This window comes from Leptotrichia sp. OH3620_COT-345, assembly GCF_003932895.1.
Classification (GTDB): Bacteria; Fusobacteriota; Fusobacteriia; order Fusobacteriales; family Leptotrichiaceae; genus Pseudoleptotrichia.
Genome location: NZ_RQYW01000003.1, coordinates 54,498 through 73,875, shown reverse-complemented (window position 1 = coordinate 73,875; position 19,378 = coordinate 54,498). Strand labels below are relative to the sequence as shown.

The following is a 19,378-nucleotide window of genomic DNA, read 5'->3' as shown; positions in this document are numbered from 1 at the left end:
CTTTTTATATTATATAAAGTAATACATATTTTTAAATTTATAAATAAATAATTTAATTTTCAGAGCAAAATGCCATAATTATATTATTATGATTTTTTATATAAATTGTTGTTTTTTTAATTTTATATGATATAATTATATTAGAAAAAGAATTTTAAATAAAAAATAAAATAAATATAAATTTTAAATTTGAAATATTTCCGAACCCGGAGGACAAATGGAAAAATATGTACTTTTAAGAGGGAAAGTAATTGATAAATGGTATGACTTCGACAAAAAAGCCCATTATCATATAATAGCGGAAGTTAATGAGAAAAATAAAAAAATAAAACAATATGACATATCAATCAATATAGGAACCATAATTGAAATAAAAGATGAATTTTATTCTTCAAATCTTCAAGTTTACTATGATAACAATTATACATATAACAGAAAAGTTCTGAAAAATTTGCTTATACAGAAAAAAGGGATAACAGAATGCCATAAGGGTTTAAATTTGGATTATGTAAAAATGAAACTTTTTCCTTTTGAAAAAATGATACATATGAAAGGTCTTGACAGAGATAATGTATTTTTGACAGGAATAATTGAAAAACATGTATTTCAGTCAATAGGCAGTGAAAATTTTGAGATATTCGTATTCGGTAATTTGTATTCAAATAAAAGAGGGATGCATGATATTCATATGAATCAGGGGAGTACGGGGAAATACAGACTAAATGATGCTCCTTTTTCTGACGGTGGCATATTCTTTTATGATAAAAAAAAAGAAAAATGGGTAGTAATATTCATAGCATTTTCAAATCAGATTTTAAATACTGATGAGAGAGGTAAAGCATTGTTATAAATATTAATAATTATAAAAAATAGCACGGAAATGTCTAAAAGATAAAAGAAAGGAGGTCAAAATATGATATGGAATTAAAAATGACAAGGAAAGATTTTTGGAAGTATATTGATGATGCAGTAAAAAAACATCAGGATGGTTTTGAAGCAATGACTTATTTGGCTGATATGCTTACAGATAAAACAAATGAAGAAATATTCAGCTTTGGAATAATAGTAGATGAAATAATGCTGGAATCATATAATGAAAAACTTTGGTGTGCTTCGTATCTTGTAAATGGAGATACAGGTGAGGATTGTTTTGACTTTTTCAGATTATGGCTCATTTCCCGAGGGGAAAGAATTTATAATGATGTAGTTAAAAATCCTGATAATCTCATAAAATATATAGAAAATTCCGTTGATGAAAAATTTGTTCAGGATTTTTATGAAAATGAAGATTTTTTCTTTATTGCGGTAGATGCTTTCGGTAAAAAAAACAAAATAGAAATGTTTGAAGAAGTATTTGAAAAATACCTTGATGAATTTGACAATTATAAGTATAAAATAGGATACGTAGATGTTGACTATCCTAAATTAAAATTTACATGGTGCGAAAAAGTTCCGAAATCAATGAGAAAAATATGTCCGAAATTATTTGAAAGACTTTATATAGGCGAAAATTAAAATAAAAAATTTTTAAGAAAATTTTTATAGTACCGGATTTTCAAAATGATTTATAAATTGAAAATAATAAATTATCAAAAAATTATGAACCGTTATTTTTAGATTACTTATTGATATATTTTTGTGGCTTCAAGCATTGTCAGAAAATTTAAACATTAAAACAATAAATATTTATATTGAAAAAAGTTGTCATTGTGATAGTCTACATAAAAAGTATGAGGGCTGAAAGGGGCTCTCATTTTTTATGATTATAATATTACAATACACAAGTTTTTACAGGTTATAATTAATGAAACAGGATTATTTTTCCTTTTTATGAATTAGATTTTTAAATTTGAAAATTTCATAAAAAGAACCACAAACTATAATTGCTTTATAATTTGTATTTTTATCATTTAAAAGCTTGAGAGCTTCATTATAAGCGATGGAAATACTGTCTTCAAAGATAATATTATCTGTAGGAATATTTAATATTTCCATTTTTTTTCTTATTTCTAATGATGTAAGTCCGTAAACCGCATCTTTTAATGAAGTAATAAAAATTTTGTCCGTTACGCTTTCAAGTTGTGAGAATATTGATATAAAGTCTTTTGTCTGTAATAATGAAGTAATTATAATTACTTCGTTTTTTCCATAAAGCTCTTTTATATTTTCAAGAAGCTTTTTTATGGAATCATCGTTATGTGCTACATCCAGAATAATCACAGGGTTCAGTGAAAACAATTCAAATCTTCCAGACCAATGAACACAATCAAGTCCTTTTTGAATAACTTCATCACTAATATTATAAATTTTGGCAATTTCATAAGCAAGTAAAAAATTATATGCCTGAAATTTTCCAAATAAAGGTAAGATAAATTTTTTATTTTCAAATTCTGTGACGGTTTTATAATTTTTCTTATCCAAATTAATATTGAGATCTTTGTATTTATCAATAATATTTATGGAATTTTTTGTTTTTTTATCCACTTCTTCTTTCAATTCAGGAAGATCGTGAGAGAAAATACATAATTCTCCATTTTTTATAATTCCTGTTTTCTCATAAGCGATTTGTTTTAAAGTCTTTCCAAGAATATCTACATGATCGAAAGTTATATTTGTGATTACTGCAATATCTGAATTTACAATATTAGTAGCGTCAAGACGTCCCCCAAGTCCTGCTTCCAGAATTACAAAATCCGGATTTTGTAATTCAAAAAACAGCAAAGCTATAAATGTAGTTATTTCAAAAAAATTCAATCGAATAGTAATATCGTTATTTTTGTTAAAATTCTTTACAGTATTTGAAAGCACATTATAAAAATATATGATTTTATCATCGGAAATCATCATTTTATTTGAAACAATTCTTTCATTATATTTTAAAATATGGGGTGATGTAAATTTACATACATTAAAATCCGCTTCGAGTAGAATACTTTCAATAAAAGTTGCAGTAGAACCTTTTCCATTTGTTCCGGCAATGTGTATAATTTTGCTGTTTTCACATGGATTTCCAAGTAAATTATATACAAGTTTTAAATCATCGATATTATTCCGTCTTTCAGAAAACCTGAAACCGAAAATTTCTTTTAGAATATTGTCAATATTCATTTTTATCTCACTTTCATAAATTTAAAGTAATTTTTATGTGAAATTATATCATTAATCGTGTTTTTTTAAAAGTATGAATTTTAAGAAAATTAGGGAATATACAGAAGGAGTTTCTATATTGAATAAATTTGAAAAACAGATAAAAATATGTTACAATAATTAGAAAAATTCAATAAAATAGGAGTTGAAATTACATATGTTTCAAAAATTGGATGATGTTGTTTTAAAACATGAAGAATTAACAAAATTACTTATGGATCCTGAAGTTATATCCGATCCTAAAAAGATAATGGAGTATAACAAGGCTTTAAACAGTATTGACGAAGTTGTAAAAAAGTATACATATTATAAATCAAAAAAAGAAGAAATGGAAAGTTTGAAGGAAGATTTGAAATCTGAAAAAGATTCTGAAATGAAAGAAATGATGCTTGAGGAAATTCATACAATAGAAGAAGAAATTCCTACTTTGGAAGAAGAACTTAAAATCCTTCTGCTTCCTAAAGATCCTAACGATGACAAAAATGTTATTATGGAAATAAGAGCAGGTGCAGGAGGAGATGAAGCCGCTCTTTTTGCAGCTGACGCATTCAGAATGTTTACAAGATACGCAGAAAGAAACAGATGGAAAATAGAAATAATAGATAAAAGCGAAATAGGCGTGGGGGGACTGAAAGAAGTGACATTTCTTATAAAAGGAAATGGAGCTTATTCTAAACTGAAATTTGAAAGTGGAGTTCACAGGGTTCAAAGAGTTCCGACGACAGAAGCTTCTGGGAGAATACATACATCTACTATAACAGTAGCCGTACTGCCTGAAATCGAAGACGTAAGTCAAGTGGAAATAAACCAAAGTGACCTGAAAATAGACACATACAGGTCAAGCGGTGCGGGAGGTCAGCACGTAAATACGACAGATTCAGCAGTAAGAATAACTCACCTGCCTACAGGAATAGTAGTAACTTCTCAAGATGGAAGATCTCAGATAAAAAATAGGGAAGCTGCAATGAAAGTTCTTGCATCAAAATTATATGAAATAGAATATGAAAAGCAGAGAAAAGAAGTTGAAAGTGAAAGAAGATCCCAAGTAGGAAGTGGAGATCGTTCAGAAAAAATAAGAACATATAATTTTCCTCAGGGAAGAGTGACCGATCATAGGATAAAACTTACATTACATAAATTGGATGGAATATTGGACGGAGATTTAAATGAAATGATAGATGCTTTGATTGCTTATGAACAGGCGGAACTGCTGAAAGCTGTTGGTGATAATGAATAATTTGCTCGATATATTAAATAAATCGGTTAATTATCTGGAAAAGAAAAATGTGAAAAATCCAAGAATTATGGCAGAAACCGTTTTTTCTCAAAGCTTGGGAATGGACAGAATAATGCTTTATGCTAATTTTGAAAGAAAACTGTCGGATATTGAAATAGAGAAAATAAAGAGGATATTAAATGAAAAAATATTGAATTATGAAGTAACTGATGATATTGTTTTTGAAAAAAACAATATCGCTGAAAAAGATAAAAAAGAAAATTTAAAAACTTTAATTGACAAAAGTGTTTCATATTTAGAAAAAAATAATATAGAAGAAGCGAAACTTAAAGCAGAAATTATATTTTCACACATTTTGAGTATTGACAGAATGATGCTTTTTACAAAATATAATGATATTCCTGACTTTGAAAAAATGGATAAAATACGTAATTTTATTCAAAAAGTCGGGAAAGAAAAATTTCCTGTCCAGTATTTATTAAACGAGCAGGAATTTTACGGAAGAAAATTTTATGTGGACAAAGGAGTTTTAATCCCGAGGTCGGATACGGAAATACTTGTCGAAGAAGCAGTAAGAATATTGAAGGAAAACCAAAGACAGAATAATCCTAAAATACTTGATATAGGAACAGGAAGTGGAGTTATCGGGATAACTCTTGCATTGGAAATAAGCGGTTCAAAAGTTATGGGAACTGATATTTCAGACAAGGCATTGAAAATAGCTGAAAAGAATAAAATGATGCTTAATGCGGCAAATATAAAGTTTTTAAAGTCGGATTTATTTAAAAATATAGAATATAAGAATTTCAATATGATAATATCAAATCCGCCTTATATATCACATATGGAAACAAATGTTATGTCTGGGGATACGCTTATTCATGAACCTGATGAAGCATTATTTGCCTCAAATGAGGGACTTTATTTTTATAACGAAATAAGTGAAAAAGCTATGGAATATCTTGAAAATGAGGGATACCTTTTATTTGAAACAGGATACAGACAAGCTGAAATTGTTAAAAAAATAATGGAAAAATCAGGTTATAAAAATGTAAATATAATAAAAGACATGCAAAATATAGAAAGAGTGGTAACAGGGAAAAAAATATAAATTACTTTTGAAAATAAGAATATTTTTCCGTTACTTCTAATATAGTTAAAACTGTTAAAGGTTAAAACCGGATATCGGAAAAAAAGATTAATTTGTAATAAGACAGTTTTATTTGTATTTTAACAACATACAGGAGGTTTATTTGTGCAGAAAAATAAAATTAATATCGGAAGAAATAATGTAAGAAAATTATTTTTATTTATTGCGATTTTAAGTTTATCGTATACAGCATTAGGAGTATCAGGTGACTTGGAAAAACTTATAAATGATTATTATAATAACAGTGAATATGATTTAATGAGTATGAGGGGGAAAAATGAAAATATAACAAAACCTTCAAATAGGAGGATAACCGAAAAGCCCATACTGAATATAAGTAAAAGCGAGCTGATGAGAGTTGGAGAGAAAATATTTCAGAATGAAACAGGGGGAGCAATAGAGAATTTGGTTCATTGGAATGCAGGAGAAAATTTTCCTTCGCTTGGAATAGGTCATTTCATATGGTATAAGAAAGGAAGAGCAGGGGGAGAAAGCTTTCCTCAAATGGTTTCCTTTTATAGAGCAAAGGGTATAAAATTACCAAGAATTATTGAGGAAAATAAAGGTTCTCCATGGCAAAACAGAGCTGAACTTTTAAGGAAAAGAGAAAACGGAGATAAAGATGTATGGGAGCTGATAAGTTTCTTTAATAGAACAAGAGATATCCAAATATTATTTATATTTGAAAGGCTTGAGGATTCTCTGGAAAAAATTTTAAATGCAACTAATGACAGGGATAATGTCAGAATGCAGTTTTATAGAGTAGCAAACTCCCCTAACGGACTTTATGCCTTAATAGATTATGTAAATTTTAAAGGAGAAGGAATTTCAGGAGGAAGATATGGGAACACAGGTTGGGGACTCAGACAGGTTCTTGAAAATATGAAAGGTTCTGAAGTAGGAAGAAGTGCTTTAGTTGAATTCAGCAATTCGGCTAAACATGTATTGGAAAAAAGGGCAAATAACTCCAGAAAAGACAGAAAATGGCTGGCAGGATGGTTTAAGCGTGTAGATACTTACAAGACTTTTCAAGTGAATTAGTTTCTGGTTTTTTCTATGCTTTTTTGAAAAACGTGACCTCAACTTTTTTGTAAAAAAGGTTGGATCCAAAAACAATTCAACGTAAATTTTATTTGAGTTCAAAAATATCTGTTCAATTTAAAAAAAGTGCTTCTATAATGTTCGCTTATTGAATTTTTTACACAGTAAAATTTTAATATTAATAAAAATTAAAAAATAAAAGACTTTAAAATATAGTTGAATTATAATAATGGAGAGTATAAAATTGAAATACAATTTAAACATCGACATTCAAATTACTTAAGAAAAAATACGGGAATAAACCTAAAGAAAAATAACTATCTGAATGGAGAAAATTTGTAATTTTTTAGTGATGGAATATTTTTTAAATATAAAATAATTTGAGTTGAAATTTTTTGCCAAAATTTTTTCAAAAAAATTTGGATAATATGAGAATATCTCCTCACAGAAAAAATAGATTAATTAAAAAGGAAAAAGAAAAAATGAATATTGCAGAATTTGATTTTGATTTACCGGAAGAATTAATCGCACAAAGTGCTGTTAATCCGAGAGATCATTCAAAATTACTTGTTTTGAACAGGAAAAAACAAAAAATAGAGCATAAAAAATTTTATAATATTATCGACTACCTGAAAAAAGACGACATACTTGTTATAAACAGGACAAAAGTAATTCCGGCAAGACTGTATGGGAAAAAAAATACAGGGACCGTGTTAGAATGCTTTCTTTTAAAAAGATATGATTTGAACACATGGGAAGTTCTTTTAAAACCTGCCAAACGTTTGAAAATAGGTCAGAAAATTATATTTTCTGACAATCTTTTGGAAGCTGAGTTGATTGAAATAAAAGAAGATGGAAATAGAGTTTTAAAATTCAGTTATGACGGAAATTTTGAGGAAATTCTCGACAAATTAGGAGAAATGCCTTTACCTCCTTATATTACTGAAAAGCTTAAGGACAAAGACAGATATCAGACTGTATATGCAAAGGAAGGAGAATCCGTAGCTGCTCCTACAGCAGGACTTCATTTTACCGAAGAGCTTCTTGAACAGATAAAAGAAAAAGGGGTAACAGTGACTGAAGTATTCCTTGATGTGGGTCTCGGAACATTCAGACCTGTACAAACCGAAAATATAAATGAACATAAAATGCACAGTGAAAAATATAGGATTCCTGAAAAAACCGCTGAAATTATAAATGAAGCTAAAAAAAGGGGACAACGGATAATTGCAGTAGGGACGACATCTGTCAGAACACTGGAATCGTCTGTAGATGAAAAAGGCAATCTTGTTAATAGCGAGGGAGAAACAGATATATTCATTTATGGAGATTATAAATTTAAAATAATAGATGGAATAATTACTAATTTCCACTTGCCCAAATCAACTTTAATTATGCTCGTATCAGCATTTGGAGGAAAAGATTTTATTTTTAAGGCTTATAAAGAAGCCGTCAAAGAAAAATATAGATTTTACAGCTTTGGAGATTCTATGTTTATATATTAAATCTGAATAATCGGGAGTTTATATGTCAATGAAAATTTTTAAAATAACAGTTTTAATAATAGTATTTTCGATTTTTAATACGGTTTCATTTTCTAATAATATTATTGAACCCCAGTTTTTAGCAGTTGGAAATATAAAAATTGTAAGGTCGGAACCCTTAATAATAAAAAGGGAAGATTTGAATATTACAATTGAAAAAGACGGAAAAGTAAAAGTTGAGAGTCTTTATACATTTGAAAATATCGGAGATTTTAACGTGAAATCGACATTTATGTTTTGGCTTGATCAGAATACGGTAAATAAAAAAATAGGAAAATATATTGAAAAGATAAAGTTTTTTTCAGATTTTAAAAAATCGGAAAATTTAAGAGCAGTTATAAATTTTTCCGAAAATATATATGATAATCAAAGTTCTGACAATATACAGCGTGAATGGTTTGCTGTATCTAAAACAGTAGAACCCAAGAAAACAGGTAGACTAGGAGTTTACTACAATCTTATAAATACAGATTTTCAAAAAAATAAGAAAATTAATTTCAGTTTTGAACTTGTAGATAATTTTTTAGATAAAAATAAAGCTGAAATATTTTATGTAAATATATACAATAAATCGACCATAAAAATAGATACTGTAACTTATAAAAATTATATTTTTAAAAATGTAACGAAAAATTCCCAAAGGGAACATTATGAATTATTAATCGGAAATATAAATTTAGATGGGAAATTAACGATAAATTTTAAATAATCAAGAGGTATGAAATGAGAATAACTGCCGGAACATTGAAAAACAGGAAAATAAAATCGAGAGAAGGAAGAGATACAAGACCGACTCTTGAAAGAATAAAGGAAGCAATTTTCAGTATAATAGGAGAAAAAGTTCATAATTCAAAGTTTCTTGATTTATATTCGGGAACGGGAAATATGGCAATAGAAGCTCTCAGTAGAGGAGCAGACAGGGCTGTTATGGTTGAGCAGGATAAGGAAGCTCTTAAAATTATTATAAATAATGTAAATAATTTGAGACTTGATAATAAATGTAGAGCATATAAAAATGATGTTTTCCGTGCAGTAGAAATTCTTGGAAGAAAAAATGAAAACTTTGATATAATTTTTCTTGATCCTCCGTATAAAGAGAATATAAGTAGTGAAACGATAAAAAAAATATCGGATAATAACATTTTGAATAAAGACGGGATTATTATTTCGGAACACAGCATATATGAAAAAACTCAAAATAAAATAGGAAATTTTATAAAATATGATGAGAGGGACTATAATAAGAAAATGATATCTTTTTACAGGTATGAAGAAATTGAATTATAAAAATCCAAATTAGGAGGTTATAACTATGGCAAGTAAAAAGCAAACATATGAAGAAAATATTGAAGAAATTGACAAAATTCTTGAAAAACTTGAAAGTGAAGAATTATCCCTTGATGATTCTATTGCTGAGTATGAAAAAGCTATAAAATTAATAAAAGAGTCAGAAAAACTACTTGAAATTGGAGAAGGGAAAGTACTGAAGGTTCTTGAAAAAAATGGAAAACTTGAAACGGAAGAGGTAGAGTAAATGTTAAAAGAATATTTATCTCAAAAAAAAGAACTTATTGAAAAAGAATTACAAAAAAATTTAAGAAAGTACTTACACCCCAAAACATTATCCGAAGTTATGTATTATGCCGTAATGAATGGAGGAAAAAGATTAAGACCTATATTGATGTACATGATGTGTGATTTATTTCAGAGAAGCTATGATAATATAAAGGATGTAGCTACAGCATTGGAATTTATACATTGCTACTCTTTAGTACATGATGATTTACCTGCTATGGATAACGACATATATAGAAGAGGAAAACTGACAGTACACACAAAATATGATGAAGCGACAGCAATACTTGTCGGAGATATTTTGCTTACAGAGGCTTTCAATATTATAGCGACTTCGGATTATATAAATGATAAAAATAAAGTCAATGTAATGTCGAAGCTTTCTGAGTATGCCGGTTTTTTTGGGATGGCAGGGGGACAATTTGTAGACATAAAATCTGAACATATAAAAGTGTCTTATGATACTCTTAAGTATATTCATGAAAATAAAACAGGAAAACTAATTACCGCAGCAATAGAACTTCCTCTTATAATTTTAAATGTCAATCAGATCAGAAAAGAAAAGTTGATTAAGTATTCCCGGCTTATAGGAACCGCATTTCAAATAAAGGACGACATTTTAGATATTGAAGGAACTTTTGAAAAAATAGGAAAAAAGCCGAGTGATGAAAAACTTGAGAAAACTACATATCCAAGTTTATTTGGACTTAAAAAATCAAAAGAAATACTGAACGAACATATTTCAGAGGCTAAAAAAATATTAAAAGACTTTGAAAATAATAATTTACTTATGGAATTGACTGAGTACATAGGAAAGAGAGAAGCTTAATATGTTTAAAGAAAAAGAAAATTACTTTTATATTGAGGAATTTGAAAAATATGGTATAAAAGCGGTATATTCAAAAAAAAGTGCAGGAAATATGTCTGATTATTGTAACATGGAAGGACAAGAAAAAGGAATACAAAAGAAAAATAGGAACAAGTTATTATCAGAGATGAATATCGAAAGTAAAATAACCGTCATGTCTTTTCAGACACACACGAATAATGTTGAAGTAATAAATGAAGATACTTTTAATTTTACATTTAAAGAAATTGACGGTTTTGTGACTAAGAGGAAAGATGTAGCACTTTTTACCTTTTATGCAGACTGTTTACCCATTTTTGTTTATGACAAAAAAAATGAAGTTATAGGTGTTTGGCATTCAGGTTGGCCGGGAACTCATAAGGAAATAATGAAAAATGGACTGGAGATAATGAAGAAAACATATAAAACAGATTATAAAAATGTACTGATGGCTTTGGGAATAGGGATACAACAGGAAAACTATGAAGTAGGTCAGGATTTATATGATAACTTTATTCAAAAATTCGGTAAGGACAGTGAATTAGTATTAAAGTCTTTTAAATTCAATGAAAAAACGGGTAAATATCATTTCAGTAATATAATTTTTAATAAAATTACAGCACTTAGGCTTGGAATCAATGAGAAAAATTTGATTATTTCAGATGAAGATACATGGAATGAAAAGTTTCATTCTTATAGAAGGGAGAGAAAGAAGTCAGGGCGAGCTGCAGCGGTTATAAGTTTTAAATAATAAAAAAGTATGAAAGGTTGTTGTTTTCATACTTTTTTTATTAACTATAGAATTTTTAACTTCAAAAACATTTGTTATGTTTAAAAAACAAAAAATTGATTTCACTCAGTTTACCGCTTTTCAGTTTAACATAATTTATATTTTTTTGAAAAATTGTTAAAAATCAAAATTCTTCTATTATTTTAAATAATCTTTAATATTTAAAATTTTATGATAAATTTTATCCTCCCAGATATGCCTTTTTAATTTCAGGATTAGTTATAAGTTCTTTCCCTGTTCCTTCAAGTATAATCTGCCCGGTTTCAAGAACATATCCTCTGTTCGCAATGGAAAGTGCCATATTTGCATTTTGTTCTACAAGTAAAATTGTAACTCCGTGTTCTTTATTTATTTTTTCTATAATTTTAAAAATTTCTTGAACAAGAAGAGGGGCAAGTCCCATTGAAGGTTCGTCAAGTAAGAGTAAAGAAGGTCTTGACATTAATGCTCTTGCCATGGCAAGCATCTGTTGCTCTCCACCGCTCATTGTTCCCGCGAGCTGTTTTTTTCTTTCTGAAAGTCTTGGAAAAAGCTTGAACTGGTTTTCCATATCTTTTTTTACACTGTTTTTATCGTTAATTATATATGCACCCATTTCAAGATTTTCCATAACGGTCAGTTCTGTAAAAATCCGTCTTCCCTCAGGTACATGTGCCATTCCCTGTTTTACAAGTTTATGAGCTTCAATGTTTGTCACATTTATACCGTTTAAGGAAATTTCTCCGGATTTTATAGGAATTAATCCTGAAACTGCGTGCAATGTAGAAGTTTTACCCGCTCCGTTTGCACCTATAAGGGAAACAATTTCCCCCTTTTTTATATTAAATGAAATATTTTTTATTGCATGAATACCCCCGTAATATACATTTAAATCATTTACTTTTAAAATATCCACAAAATCCTCCTGTAATCTGCTTTTTTGTTATTCCCCTAAATAAGCGGTAATAACTTCTTTATTGTTTTGAATTTCTTCAGGTAGTCCCTCTGCTATTATTTTTCCGAAATTAAGGACATAAAGCCTTTCACAAATTCCCATTACAAGCTCCATATCATGTTCTATGAGCAGTATGGAAATTTTAAATTTTTCCCTTATAAAACTTATAGTATTCATCAGTTCTTTTGTTTCGTTAGGATTCATTCCGGCAGCAGGTTCGTCTAATAGAAGAAGCTTAGGCGAAGTGGCGAGTGCTCTGGCAATTTCAAGTTTACGCTGTTGTCCGTAAGACAGATTTCCTGCAGTTATGTCTGCCATTTCTGCCATTTCAAATATATCAAGTAAATCAAGGGCTTTATCAGTAACTTTCCTTTCTTCTTTCCAATATTTAGGTAATCTGAAAATAGCGGATAAAGTTGAGTAAGTCATACTGCTGTTTAAAGCAAGTTTTACATTATCCAGAACGGACAGATTTTTGAAAAGTCTTATATTCTGAAATGTCCTTGCAACGCCCAAAGCAACTATCTGCGGAGTGGTTTTTTTATTTATATTTACATTATTCAAGGATATATTTCCGTCAGTAGGCTTATAAACTCCTGTAAGCAAGTTGAAAATTGTAGTTTTTCCTGCACCGTTAGAACCGATTAATCCAACAAGTTCTTTGTTGTTTATTTCGATATTTACATTATCTACAGCTCTAAGTCCCCCAAAAGATATTCCCAAATTCGTCGTTTTTAACAATGACATATTTATTACTCCTATTTATTAGTTATTGTTTTTTTTGTTTAAATTGTTTCTTATTCTTTTATATTTATTTATAAATCTTGGTATAGTAAGTTCTTTTTTGCCGAAAACACCGTCAGGTCTGAAAATCATCAGTATTATAAGTATTATTGCATAAACAAGATATCTGTACTGAGAAACTTCTCTCAGCTGCTCATTAAGTACTGTCAGAAGAACTGCTGACAGTACGGCTCCTGTAATACTTCCCAATCCTCCGAAGACAATCATAACAAGTATTTCAATAGAAAATACAAATCCGAATTTGTCAGGGGTCAGTATTCCGACATTATGTGCAAATAATGAACCTCCAACTCCTGCAAAAAACGCTGAAAGAGCAAATCCGTAAAGTTTTACATGATTTATATCTATGCCTATATTTTCAGCAGCTATCTCATTTTCTCTTATTGAAAGAATTTGCCTTCCTTTTCTCGAAGTCATTATCATTGACATAATTACAACCGAAATTACCGCAATGAAATAGACACTTGAAAAATCGAGAATACTCGGAATACTTTTAAGTCCTGTAGCACCTCCGAGAAAATTCATATTTTGAATAACATATTTAATGATTTCTCCGAAAGCGAGAGTGATAATTGCAAGATAATCTCCTCTCAGACGTAATGTACTTCCTCCTACAAAAAAGCCGAATATTCCTGCCAGTATTCCTCCTGCAAGAGTAACAACAATCAACTGAATAAAAGGAGGAAGATTATAAGGAACGAGTAATTTTGAAATAAAAGCGGCAGTATATCCGCCTATTGCTATAAATCCTGCATGCCCTAAACTGAGTTGTCCCATAAGTCCTACTGCGATGTTCAGACTGACTGCAAATATTATGGAAATAAGTACGCTTGTATATATTCCGCTTTTGTAATCAAACGGATTGCCTTTGTCGATACTTAAATATAAGACAAAATATAGAGCTATTAAAAATAAAAATGTTAAAGAATAATTTTTAATATTGAGTTTGTTGAAATAATTCAGGTTTCCCCATTTATTTTCGGTATTTTGTTTAGTTTTTTGCATTTTTCCTCCTAATTAAACTTTTTCTTTCAGGTTTTTACCGAATAATCCGTTCGGCTTAAATATTAATATTAAAATCAATACACCGAAAACTATGGGATTTGCCCATGTGGAAGAAATATATCCTTTTGTATATGATTCGATAATTCCTAGAACATATCCTCCAATCATTGCTCCGGGGATACTTCCTATCCCTCCGAATACAGCTGCAATAAATGCCTTAAGTCCGGGAAGCATTCCCATATAAGGCTCTACAGTTGGATACATAATAGCATAAAGGACTCCGCCCAATGCTCCCAGTCCTGAACCTATTGCAAATGTAATAGCAATAGTAAGATTTACATTTATTCCCATCAATTTTGCAGCTCCGGTATCTTGAGAAACCGCTCTTGTAGCTTTTCCCAATTTTGTCTTTTTTATAAACAGGTTCAGAATATACATACATACTATAGTAATAAATATGACAAAGATAGTAAGCATACTGATATTTACAATTCCTAAATTTATTTTAATATTCGGTGACAAAAAAGCCGGAATGGACTTACTGTCAATAATTTTAGGAGTTGCACCAAAAATTATAAGTGCGGCACTTTCAAGAAGAAAACTTATTCCGATAGCCGTTATCAGTGCCGATATTCTGGGAGCGTTTCTAAGAGGCCTGTATGCAAACCAGTCTATAACAACTCCGAGAACAGAACAGAAAACAATTGCCAGAATAAGAGCTACAGGAAATGGAATGCTGTTGGAAACAGCTATGAATACCGTATAAGCTCCTACCATTAATATATCTCCATGGGCAAAATTTATAAGTTTGACTATTCCGTAGACCATAGTATATCCTAATGCTATCAAAGCATATATACTTCCTGTCTGAAGACCGTTAATAGTCTGTTCAATAAAATTTTTAAACATTTTGAAACTCCTTGTGATTAAATTTAAAGAGGATATCCTTGAAATAGAAAACTCTACTTTCATATTACCTTAATCGTAAATCATTTCCGTAGAAACGGAAGAAGCAAGGTAAATGGAGTATGAGGGCTGATAACCCTCATTTTCAGGATATCCTTCTTACATGCAGTATTTTATTTATAAATGTAACTAAAATTACAGTTTTTCCTTTAATACCAGTTTTCCATCTTTAACTTCTATAAATGTAACTTTTTTTTCAGGGTTTCTTTCAGCATCATATTTTAAGTCTCCTGTAATCAGATTAGTAGCATTTGTTCCTGCAATTGCTTCTCTGATTGAAGCAGGTGATAAATCTTTTACAGATTTTAAGGCAGCTTCCAGAATGGAACCTGTATCATAACCTAAAGCTGCAAAAACAATAGGTTCTGCATTATATTCAGCTTTATAAGCAGCTATAAATTTCTGAACAACTTCTGCAGTATCATCGGGAGCAAACTGACTCGCGAATATTGCACCTTCAGCAGCAGCACCGAAGTTAGTCTGAATTCCGTCCCAACCGTCTCCTCCTAAATATTGAGTTTTCAGTCCGAGTTCATTAGCTTGAGTAAGTATAAGTCCGATTGTATTGTAATAATCAGGTATGAATACAGCTTCAGGATTTTGTCCTTTTATTTTAGTCAGGATAGATTTGAAATCTTTGTCGTCTTTAGTATATTTTTCTTCAATAACAGTTATACTGTTTTTAGCGGCTTCTTCTTTAAATGATGTAGCCAACCCCACTGCATAGTCATTTGAACTGTTTGTCAAAACGGCAACGGACTTAATTCCTTTTGAGTGTGCATATTTTGCAGTTACAACTCCCTGATAAGGATCGGTAAATGTTGTTCTGAACACATAATCTTTACTTTTAGTAATATCGAAGTTTGTTCCTGTAGGTGTAATCATAGGTACTTTTGCACTTTGTGCCAAGTCTGCAATTGCCAGTGAAGCGGATGAGATAATTTCTCCTACTACAAGATTGATTTTATCTTGAGAAACCATTTTTTTGAATATATTTACAGCCTCGGTTGAATCTCCTTTACTGTCGGAAATAACAAGTTCTATTTTCTTACCGTTTATTCCTCCCGCTTCATTTATTTCTTTAACTTTTAATTTAAAACCGTTAATAGTGGCTTCTCCGTACTGAGCCACTTCTCCTGTAAGCGGACCGATAACTCCTATTTTAATTACATCACTTTCAGCTGTTTTCTTTTCTCCGTTTTCAGCAGCTTCTTTTTTTCCGCCGCAGCTGAGGATAAATACAACAAGTAATGACATCAGTAACAATAACTTTTTCATATTTTCTTTCTCCTTCTATAAATTTATTTTTAAACTGTCTTAATTACAGAATATAGTTTGCAATTTGTAATATCTATATTTAATAACTGTAAAAATTACAGGATAATATATTATGTATTGGAAGTATATCACAATTAATAATATAAATAAAATATGTATTATTAATGATACAATTAATCTAATAAATTTATACTTAAAGAATATAGATTTTAGTAAGAAAAAAATATTTATAGCACTGTAATAAAAAAAATTGACATTAAAATCGTTTTATGGTTAAATGATTTAAAAGAATGGAGGTAATATGAAAATTAAATTAGAAGGAGTAATGGAAACATTACTTATACCTCTATATATAAGAGGTGAAGATTTTAAAAAAGAAAAATCCGTTCTAAAAGATAAAAAATCTGCTGAGATAATGTCAAAAATAGATTATGATTTTTCAAAATTTAAGGACGGATGGACTTCTTATTATGGAGTTTTGGCAAGGGCAAAAACAATGGATGAGAAGGCTCAAAGCTTTATTATGAAAAATCCTGATTGTGTTGTTATTTATATAGGATGTGGATTTGATACACGTTTTGAAAGAATAGATAATGGGAAAATTCAATGGTATAATTTAGATTTTCCTGAAGTAATTCAAAAAAGAAGATTATTCTTTGACGAAAATGAAAGAGTAATAAATATTTCAAAATCGGCATTGGATCCTTCATGGATTGAAAATATAAGAATTGATGGAAAAGAAGTACTTATTATTTCAGAAGGAGTATTAATGTATTTCGAAGAAAAGGAAGTGAAAAAATTTCTTGAAATACTTACAGAAAATTTTGAAAAATTTGAGGCCCAATTTGATTTACTTTCTTTGGGAGCATTAAAAATGCAGAAAAAACATGATACATTAAAGAAAATGAATGCTCAATTTAAATGGGGAGTAAAAGATGGAAGTGAATTAGTTAAATTAAATCCGAAAATAAAACAGGTAGGATTAATAAATTTTACAGTTAAAATGAAAAAAATGCTTCCATTTACAAAAAAATGGATAATTCCATTTATGTACTTGTATAATAATCGTTTGGGTATATACACATATGGAGTAAAATAATATGTAAATATTTTTTAAAAAATTAATAATTAAAAAGTATTATTTATTTATATGAAAATAGTAAAAATTTAATATTTTTAATTGGAGTTTGTAATTTTTGTATTCTAAAAAAGGAATAAAAATTTTAAAAAAATATCAGATTATATGATTTAAAGTATTGTCGAAAAAATTGATGATGTTATAACAAGAAAAGATTGAGTTGATCAATACAATGAAAATGCTGCTGGAAAAAAGTATTAAGTCAAATGAAAAATTAGTAGATGAACTTATTGGAACAGAAAGCTAAAAAATGATATTTTTAATAGTTTTTTGTTGAGGAAACATTTATATATTTTGGATCAAAAACTTAATATGAATAATTTCCAATCAATTATTATTGTTTTTAATTATTTCTATATTTATAAATATCTTATATCGGACTAATTATAAAAAATTAATTTGACTATCAGTTGTTTTTGTTACATTGTGTTTATTAGTTAAATTCATTTAATATTTAATATAGAGCTAAAAACTTTTTGTTAATTAATGAATTGTGTATTGTCTAAAAGAAATAAATATGTGAAAAGATGAGTATGAACGATAAAAAAATTTGACAAAAAAAAATATTAGTGATATACTGAACAAGTTAATGGCGACATGGTCGAGGGGCTTAGGCAGAGGTCTGCAAAACCTTGTACACCAGTTCGAATCTGGTTGTCGCCTCCACTAATATAACTAAAAAATGGATATATAGTGCAAGACAGTATTTATACTGAATTGCACATTTTTATTTTATTTATGATATTTTGAAGATAGCTATAATTTGTTATAATTTACTTAAATTTGTTATTATTTAAATTTATTTGGCAACATACTGACAACATATTGACAACTTAATGGTTACAGTATAATTTAAAAGTCCGAATATATAAGATAGTAAATAAAAAAACCGAATAAAATTCGGATTTTTATTTACTAAATAATAATTTTAACTTTTTTATAAATGATAAATTTTTAATATCGTTTTCTATATTATTATTTTCTTGTATGTTCTGATCATTAAAGAATATTTCTTCTGTTTCAATATTTTTTTCATTTTGAATGTTATTAAAGAATTCAATTAACTTATCTATAAAAATTTTATTTTCACTGCTTTTATTTTTATCAATAAAAAACAAAGTTTCATAATTATTTGTCAAAGCATTTGAAGTTAGATTAGCGGAACCTATAAAGGCAAATTCATTGTTTATCAAAAAAATTTTTGAGTGTATATTAAAAAAATTTTTTTCATTCCTCACTATATCTTTTGCTTTTGAATTATATTTAAAAGTAATTAAATTAAGAGTTTTATCTGTAAATTCTTTACTTAACTTTTTTTTCCCATTGATATCAAAAACAGAGGTGTATTTTATTTTGCTTTCTAAATATTTTCTATTTTTATTTCTTCTAATTTTAACTTCATCATTATTTTCATAAATTTCTTTTGAAGATATTATAAATAGCTTTTCAGAAGAAGATAAATTAAAAGTTTTATTAATATATTCTAAATCTATGTACGGCACAATTGCTTTAAAAGAAGATATAAAATTCGATTTTCCTGATAATTTTTCTTTAATAAATGAACACATCCCCTTAGAAATTTTAATATCCGCGGTGATTCCCTCCAATATGATAGAATAATTTTTAGCTACATAAAAGACATTGGGATCTTTATGATCAATAAATTCTCTTTTTTCTTCCATAATAATAAATTCCCCTATTATTTTTTAAATTTATATTTTATAAAATATTTTACAAATAATTCCGCTTCTTTTTCATGTGATTTTTTGAAACTCCTATTGTTTTTTAATATTTCCTTATGGAGTATAAAGTGAGCAAATTCATGTATTAAAACTTCTTTTTTGATATCTGAAGAAAGATTTTTACTGATTCCAATAAAATTTTTTATTGAAAAAACTTATTAATCCTTTTTGACTTTTAAA

Annotated in this window: 20 protein-coding genes and 1 tRNA gene; 13 read left to right on the top strand and 8 right to left on the bottom strand. The window is 28.6% G+C overall.

Annotated features, from left to right (window positions below):
* Positions 1-217: 217 nt before the first annotated feature.
* A complete protein-coding gene (locus EII29_RS02695) occupies positions 218-850 on the top strand; it encodes a DUF2278 family protein (protein WP_125236011.1) in 633 nt (210 codons plus the stop codon).
* 68 nt (positions 851-918) lie between these two features.
* Positions 919-1,515 carry a DUF4240 domain-containing protein gene (locus EII29_RS02690; RefSeq protein WP_125236010.1) on the top strand — a complete coding sequence of 199 codons (597 nt, stop codon included), beginning with the start codon at positions 919-921 and terminating at the stop codon, positions 1,513-1,515.
* Positions 1,516-1,815: 300 nt separating this feature from the next.
* On the opposite strand, the gene EII29_RS02685 is transcribed toward EII29_RS02690, so the two are convergent.
* Entirely contained in the window at positions 1,816-3,108 is a 1,293-nt protein-coding gene (locus EII29_RS02685; protein ID WP_125236009.1) for a folylpolyglutamate synthase/dihydrofolate synthase family protein, read from the bottom strand.
* A gap of 196 nt (positions 3,109-3,304) precedes the next feature.
* Here EII29_RS02685 and prfA point away from each other — a divergent pair, with 196 nt between their 5' ends.
* The 9 genes from prfA to EII29_RS02640 all read left to right on the top strand — a co-directional run bounded on the left by prfA (position 3,305) and on the right by EII29_RS02640 (position 11,292).
* On the top strand, positions 3,305-4,384 hold the full coding sequence (prfA, locus tag EII29_RS02680) for a peptide chain release factor 1 (RefSeq protein ID WP_125236008.1): 1,080 nt from the start codon (positions 3,305-3,307) through the stop codon (positions 4,382-4,384).
* Complete coding sequence (gene prmC, locus EII29_RS02675) at positions 4,377-5,495, top strand: peptide chain release factor N(5)-glutamine methyltransferase (protein ID WP_125236007.1); 1,119 nt, start codon at positions 4,377-4,379, stop codon at positions 5,493-5,495. Before prfA ends, prmC begins: the two co-directional genes overlap by 8 nt.
* Before the next feature lie 144 nt (positions 5,496-5,639).
* Positions 5,640-6,575: a hypothetical protein gene (locus EII29_RS02670; protein ID WP_125236006.1), complete on the top strand. Its 936-nt coding sequence runs from the start codon at positions 5,640-5,642 to the stop codon at positions 6,573-6,575.
* Positions 6,576-7,057: 482 nt separating this feature from the next.
* Positions 7,058-8,080 (top strand): tRNA preQ1(34) S-adenosylmethionine ribosyltransferase-isomerase QueA, encoded by a 1,023-nt coding sequence (gene queA, locus EII29_RS02665; RefSeq protein WP_125236005.1) that lies wholly within the window; start codon positions 7,058-7,060, stop codon positions 8,078-8,080.
* Positions 8,081-8,108: 28 nt separating this feature from the next.
* Complete coding sequence (locus EII29_RS02660; protein WP_233573232.1) at positions 8,109-8,828, top strand: hypothetical protein; 720 nt, start codon at positions 8,109-8,111, stop codon at positions 8,826-8,828.
* Between the two features lie 14 nt (positions 8,829-8,842).
* Positions 8,843-9,406: a 16S rRNA (guanine(966)-N(2))-methyltransferase RsmD gene (gene rsmD, locus EII29_RS02655; RefSeq protein ID WP_125236003.1), complete on the top strand. Its 564-nt coding sequence runs from the start codon at positions 8,843-8,845 to the stop codon at positions 9,404-9,406.
* A gap of 25 nt (positions 9,407-9,431) precedes the next feature.
* On the top strand, positions 9,432-9,653 hold the full coding sequence (xseB, locus tag EII29_RS02650; RefSeq protein WP_125236002.1) for an exodeoxyribonuclease VII small subunit: 222 nt from the start codon (positions 9,432-9,434) through the stop codon (positions 9,651-9,653).
* The gene (locus EII29_RS02645) at positions 9,654-10,523 is read left to right on the top strand and encodes a polyprenyl synthetase family protein (protein WP_125236001.1); all 870 of its coding nucleotides are present in this window, start codon (positions 9,654-9,656) and stop codon (positions 10,521-10,523) included.
* A 1-nt stretch (position 10,524) separates the two neighbouring features.
* Positions 10,525-11,292 (top strand): polyphenol oxidase family protein, encoded by a 768-nt coding sequence (locus EII29_RS02640; RefSeq protein ID WP_125236000.1) that lies wholly within the window; start codon positions 10,525-10,527, stop codon positions 11,290-11,292.
* Positions 11,293-11,512: 220 nt separating this feature from the next.
* Here EII29_RS02640 and EII29_RS02635 read toward each other — a convergent pair whose 3' ends face one another.
* The 5 genes from EII29_RS02635 to EII29_RS02615 form a co-directional block, all read right to left on the bottom strand.
* Positions 11,513-12,220 carry an ABC transporter ATP-binding protein gene (locus EII29_RS02635; RefSeq protein WP_368665473.1) on the bottom strand — a complete coding sequence of 236 codons (708 nt, stop codon included), beginning with the start codon at positions 12,218-12,220 and terminating at the stop codon, positions 11,513-11,515.
* Between the two features lie 33 nt (positions 12,221-12,253).
* Positions 12,254-13,012 (bottom strand): ABC transporter ATP-binding protein, encoded by a 759-nt coding sequence (locus EII29_RS02630; protein WP_125235998.1) that lies wholly within the window; start codon positions 13,010-13,012, stop codon positions 12,254-12,256.
* A gap of 18 nt (positions 13,013-13,030) precedes the next feature.
* Positions 13,031-14,074: a branched-chain amino acid ABC transporter permease gene (locus tag EII29_RS02625; RefSeq protein WP_125235997.1), complete on the bottom strand. Its 1,044-nt coding sequence runs from the start codon at positions 14,072-14,074 to the stop codon at positions 13,031-13,033.
* 12 nt (positions 14,075-14,086) lie between these two features.
* On the bottom strand, positions 14,087-14,983 hold the full coding sequence (locus EII29_RS02620; RefSeq protein ID WP_125235996.1) for a branched-chain amino acid ABC transporter permease: 897 nt from the start codon (positions 14,981-14,983) through the stop codon (positions 14,087-14,089).
* 192 nt (positions 14,984-15,175) lie between these two features.
* Positions 15,176-16,318 (bottom strand): ABC transporter substrate-binding protein, encoded by a 1,143-nt coding sequence (locus EII29_RS02615; protein WP_125235995.1) that lies wholly within the window; start codon positions 16,316-16,318, stop codon positions 15,176-15,178.
* Positions 16,319-16,619: 301 nt separating this feature from the next.
* Between EII29_RS02615 and EII29_RS02610 the strand changes: the two genes are divergently transcribed.
* Entirely contained in the window at positions 16,620-17,417 is a 798-nt protein-coding gene (locus EII29_RS02610; protein WP_125235994.1) for a class I SAM-dependent methyltransferase, read from the top strand.
* A gap of 630 nt (positions 17,418-18,047) precedes the next feature.
* Positions 18,048-18,122: transfer RNA gene (locus EII29_RS02605), tRNA-Cys, on the top strand.
* Between the two features lie 242 nt (positions 18,123-18,364).
* On the opposite strand, the gene EII29_RS02600 is transcribed toward EII29_RS02605, so the two are convergent.
* The gene (locus EII29_RS02600) at positions 18,365-19,138 is read right to left on the bottom strand and encodes a phospholipase D-like domain-containing protein (RefSeq protein WP_125235993.1); all 774 of its coding nucleotides are present in this window, start codon (positions 19,136-19,138) and stop codon (positions 18,365-18,367) included.
* Positions 19,139-19,155: 17 nt separating this feature from the next.
* Positions 19,156-19,332: an ImmA/IrrE family metallo-endopeptidase gene (locus tag EII29_RS13145; RefSeq protein WP_368665472.1), complete on the bottom strand. Its 177-nt coding sequence runs from the start codon at positions 19,330-19,332 to the stop codon at positions 19,156-19,158.
* Positions 19,333-19,378: the final 46 nt, after the last annotated feature.

Bases quoted from the DNA above. Each gene is read 5' to 3' on its own strand.
- EII29_RS02695 (WP_125236011.1), top strand. From the start codon at position 218: ATGGAAAAATATGTACTTTTAAGAGGGAAAGTAATTGATAAATGGTAT.
- EII29_RS02690 (WP_125236010.1), top strand. From the start codon at position 919: ATGGAATTAAAAATGACAAGGAAAGATTTTTGGAAGTATATTGATGAT.
- EII29_RS02685 (WP_125236009.1), bottom strand. From the start codon at position 3,108: ATGAATATTGACAATATTCTAAAAGAAATTTTCGGTTTCAGGTTTTCT.
- prfA (WP_125236008.1), top strand. From the start codon at position 3,305: ATGTTTCAAAAATTGGATGATGTTGTTTTAAAACATGAAGAATTAACA.
- prmC (WP_125236007.1), top strand. From the start codon at position 4,377: ATGAATAATTTGCTCGATATATTAAATAAATCGGTTAATTATCTGGAA.
- queA (WP_125236005.1), top strand. From the start codon at position 7,058: ATGAATATTGCAGAATTTGATTTTGATTTACCGGAAGAATTAATCGCA.
- EII29_RS02660 (WP_233573232.1), top strand. From the start codon at position 8,109: ATGAAAATTTTTAAAATAACAGTTTTAATAATAGTATTTTCGATTTTT.
- rsmD (WP_125236003.1), top strand. From the start codon at position 8,843: ATGAGAATAACTGCCGGAACATTGAAAAACAGGAAAATAAAATCGAGA.
- xseB (WP_125236002.1), top strand. From the start codon at position 9,432: ATGGCAAGTAAAAAGCAAACATATGAAGAAAATATTGAAGAAATTGAC.
- EII29_RS02645 (WP_125236001.1), top strand. From the start codon at position 9,654: ATGTTAAAAGAATATTTATCTCAAAAAAAAGAACTTATTGAAAAAGAA.
- EII29_RS02640 (WP_125236000.1), top strand. From the start codon at position 10,525: ATGTTTAAAGAAAAAGAAAATTACTTTTATATTGAGGAATTTGAAAAA.
- EII29_RS02630 (WP_125235998.1), bottom strand. From the start codon at position 13,012: ATGTCATTGTTAAAAACGACGAATTTGGGAATATCTTTTGGGGGACTT.
- EII29_RS02625 (WP_125235997.1), bottom strand. From the start codon at position 14,074: ATGCAAAAAACTAAACAAAATACCGAAAATAAATGGGGAAACCTGAAT.
- EII29_RS02620 (WP_125235996.1), bottom strand. From the start codon at position 14,983: ATGTTTAAAAATTTTATTGAACAGACTATTAACGGTCTTCAGACAGGA.
- EII29_RS02615 (WP_125235995.1), bottom strand. From the start codon at position 16,318: ATGAAAAAGTTATTGTTACTGATGTCATTACTTGTTGTATTTATCCTC.
- EII29_RS02610 (WP_125235994.1), top strand. From the start codon at position 16,620: ATGAAAATTAAATTAGAAGGAGTAATGGAAACATTACTTATACCTCTA.
- EII29_RS02600 (WP_125235993.1), bottom strand. From the start codon at position 19,138: ATGGAAGAAAAAAGAGAATTTATTGATCATAAAGATCCCAATGTCTTT.